Source organism: Streptomyces torulosus (genome assembly GCF_001419765.1).
Lineage (GTDB): Bacteria > Actinomycetota > Actinomycetes > Streptomycetales > Streptomycetaceae > Streptomyces > Streptomyces torulosus.
On record NZ_LIRK01000213.1, the window covers coordinates 1 to 3,014 of the forward strand.

Consider the following 3,014-nt stretch of genomic DNA (forward strand, 5'->3'; position numbering starts at 1 on the left):
GGCCGCCGTACGGGACCTGCCGGGCGGTGGACTCCTTCAGCAGGGCGTCGAAGCCCGGCAGGTCCCGTACGGCGGCCAGGTCGTCGTCCTCGACGAGGATCGCCGGGCTCCACCAGGCACCGTCGCCTAGCGCGGCGCGGAGCTCCGCGAGCGCGTCCTCGGGGCGCCCGGTGAGCGCCAGCAGACAGGCGGTCAGATGCGCGAGGTCCGCGCGTCGCCGGGGCAGTCCAGGAGCCGCGTCCGTCACGGCCTTCAGCGCCTCGTCCAGCCGCCCCGCGCCGTACAGCCGTGTCACCCTCGCGTCCAAGGCACGGTAACGCGCCTCCTGGCCCTCGCCGTTCTGATCACCCATCACCCCATCGAAGCACAGCGGACGACCGGCCCCGGCCGACGAGGATCTGCGCCCGCCGGGAACGGATGCGCGACCTGGTTCGTCAACTGGTGTGCGGGACGGGGGTGTCGGGGCGTAGGTTGTCTGTTGAAACATCAAATGCTTCGGTGGAAAGACGGACGCCACTCATGACCGAACACGCGAGCACGCCCGGACCGGCGGCGCACCAGAGGATCGACACGTCGGTGCCGCACTCGGCCCGTATCTGGAACTACTGGCTGGGCGGCAAGGACAACTACCCGGTCGACGAGGAGGCGGGCGACGCCTACACCAAGGTGTTCCCCGGCATCGTCACCATCGCGCGCAGCAGCCGGGCGTTCCTTCGCCGCAACATCACGTACCTGGTGGCGGAGGCGGGGATCCGTCAGTTCCTCGACGTCGGTACGGGTCTGCCGACCGCGAACAACACGCACGAGGTCGCGCAGCGGATCGCGCCCGAGTCGCGGATCGTGTACGTCGACAACGACCCGCTGGTCCTGGCGCACGCCCGCGCGCTGCTCTCCTCCACGCCGGAGGGGGCGACCGCGTACGTCGACGCCAATGTGCTGGAGCCGGACCGCATCCTCGCGGCCGCCGCCGAGACGCTGGACTTCGGCCGGCCCACCGCCCTCATCCTCAGCAACATCCTGGGCCATGTCGCCGAGCACGACCAGGCCCGTTCCATCGTCACCCGGCTGATGGCGGCCCTGCCGTCGGGCAGCTACCTCTCCGTCAACGACGGCTCCCTCGGCATCGATCCCGTCTTCGAGCAGGCCCAGGACGCCTACAACAACAGCGGCGCCGTGCCGTACAACCTGCGGACCCCCGAGCAGATCACCGCCTACTTCGACGGCCTGGAGCTCATCGACCCCGGCGTGGTGTCGGTCACGCAGTGGCGTCCAGGGCCGGACGACGCGGCGCCCGAGGTCATCGGCGAGCACGGAGGTCTGGCCCGCAAGCCCTGACGTCCGAGGCGCGGGGCCGGCGCGCTGAGCTGCCGGGCACTGCTGCCGCGCGTTGTGCTGAGGCGCACGGGCTGAGGCGCGATGTGCTGAGGCGAGGGGCGTGGGACGGGGGCGCGTTCGGGTCGCGGGCCGGGCGGGCTGGTCGTAGACCTGACGTATGGTGCTGCGACCGCCGGTGGAGCCGATGCTGGCGAAGGCCCGGGAACGGATGCCGCCGTCCGCGGCGCTGCCCGGCGGTCTCGTCCTGCAGCCCAAGTTCGACGGATACCGGACGCTGGTCTTCACGCCCTGGCCGGCGCCCGGACCCGTGCTGATCCAGTCCCGCCGGGGCAGCCTGATCCAGGCCCGTTTCCCCGACCTGGCCGCCGCCGCGCAGGCGCTGCCGGACGGCTGGGTCCTCGACGGGGAGGTGGTGGTCTGGGCGGGCGAGGAGCTGTCCTTCGCGTCGCTGCAACGCCGGGCCTCGGCCGGCGGGCGCACGGCCGCCCGGCTGGCCGAGGCGCTGCCCGCCCACTTCATCGCCTTCGACGTGCTCCAGGCCGACGGCGTGGAACTCCTCCGCCGGCCGTACGCCGAGCGGCGCGCGACGCTGGAGGAGCTGTTCACCGGCCACGGACTGACCGCGCCGTGGACCCTCTGCCCGGAGACGCACGACCTGGCCACCGCGCGGGAGTGGCTGGCCTCCTGGACGCGGGTGCCCGGCGTGGAGGGGCTCGTGGTCAAGGGCCGGCAGCAGCGGTATCTGCCGGGGACGCGCGGCTGGTACAAGATCCGGCGCCGGGACACCGCGGAGGGCATCGTCGGCGCCGTCACGGGCACCCTGCGCCGACCGCAGTCCGTCCTCCTCGGCCGCTACGACCGCGAGGGAGTCCTCCGGCTGGTGGCCCGCAGCGCCCTGCTGCACCCCGAGGCGGTCCGGGACATCGCCGCCCGGCTGTCCCCGGCCCGACCGGGCCACCCCTGGGAGGGGACCCACTTCACGACGTCCTGGGGCTCGCGCACACCCCTGGAGGTCGTCCTCGTCGAGCCGGACCTGGTGGCCGAGATGGACGTGGACACCGCCCAGGTCCACGGAGCCTGGCGCCACCCGGCCCGCTTCGCCCGCCTCCGGGAGGACATGGCACCCGACGAGGTGACGGAGTTCGACGAGGGGACGGGGCCGGGCGAGGGTGACCCGGACGGGCAGGGCGCGGAATGACCTGGACAGGCCGGGGGCACCTGCCGGAGTGACGGGGGATGCGTGCAGTCAGCCGCCATGTTCCTCGGCGGCCGCGGTGTCCGCTGCTCGGCAGGCCGCGCACAGGACTCGTGCCCTCGGGCCGTAGCGCTGGGTGAGCCCCTGGCAGCGCGGGCAGGACCCGACCTGTTCCGGTGGACATCCGAGCAGGAGCGCGGCAGTCGCCCGGTCCGTGGAGGGGTCGATGCGTCGCGGCATCTCCTCCATGACCCGAATGTATGTCCGGCGCCTCGTCGGGGCAGGTCGAGCAGCCTGGCCCCGTGACGCGCGCCGGCTTGGCGGAGGGGGCCGAGTTACGGCGAGTCGGGCCGAGCCACGTCAGCAGCAGGTCCGAGCCACGGGACGACCGGGCTGAGCCGCGGAGGGGGCCGGGCTGAGGCTCGCCGGGGACGCGCCGAGTCGAGTGGCGGACGATCTCCCCACGGGCTCCGAAGCCCCACGG

General features: G+C 73.4%; 4 protein-coding genes. 2 read left to right on the forward strand and 2 right to left on the reverse strand.

Annotation, left to right across the window (positions count from 1 at the left end; all coding sequences use genetic code 11):
- Positions 1-352, reverse strand: a 352-nt coding sequence (locus AOK23_RS15770; RefSeq protein WP_206336212.1) for a hypothetical protein, incomplete at its 3' end; no start/stop codon positions are given.
- 167 nt (positions 353-519) lie between these two features.
- Here AOK23_RS15770 and AOK23_RS15775 point away from each other — a divergent pair.
- Together AOK23_RS15775 and AOK23_RS15780 are read left to right on the forward strand one after the other, a co-directional pair.
- A complete protein-coding gene (locus tag AOK23_RS15775) occupies positions 520-1,335 on the forward strand; it encodes an SAM-dependent methyltransferase (RefSeq protein WP_055713349.1) in 816 nt (271 codons plus the stop codon).
- A gap of 157 nt (positions 1,336-1,492) precedes the next feature.
- Positions 1,493-2,533 (forward strand): ATP-dependent DNA ligase, encoded by a 1,041-nt coding sequence (locus AOK23_RS15780; protein ID WP_055713350.1) that lies wholly within the window; start codon positions 1,493-1,495, stop codon positions 2,531-2,533.
- Positions 2,534-2,581: 48 nt separating this feature from the next.
- Here the strand turns inward: AOK23_RS15780 and AOK23_RS44980 are convergent, their stop codons facing one another.
- Positions 2,582-2,779: a hypothetical protein gene (locus AOK23_RS44980; RefSeq protein WP_079049502.1), complete on the reverse strand. Its 198-nt coding sequence runs from the start codon at positions 2,777-2,779 to the stop codon at positions 2,582-2,584.
- Positions 2,780-3,014 lie beyond the last annotated feature (235 nt).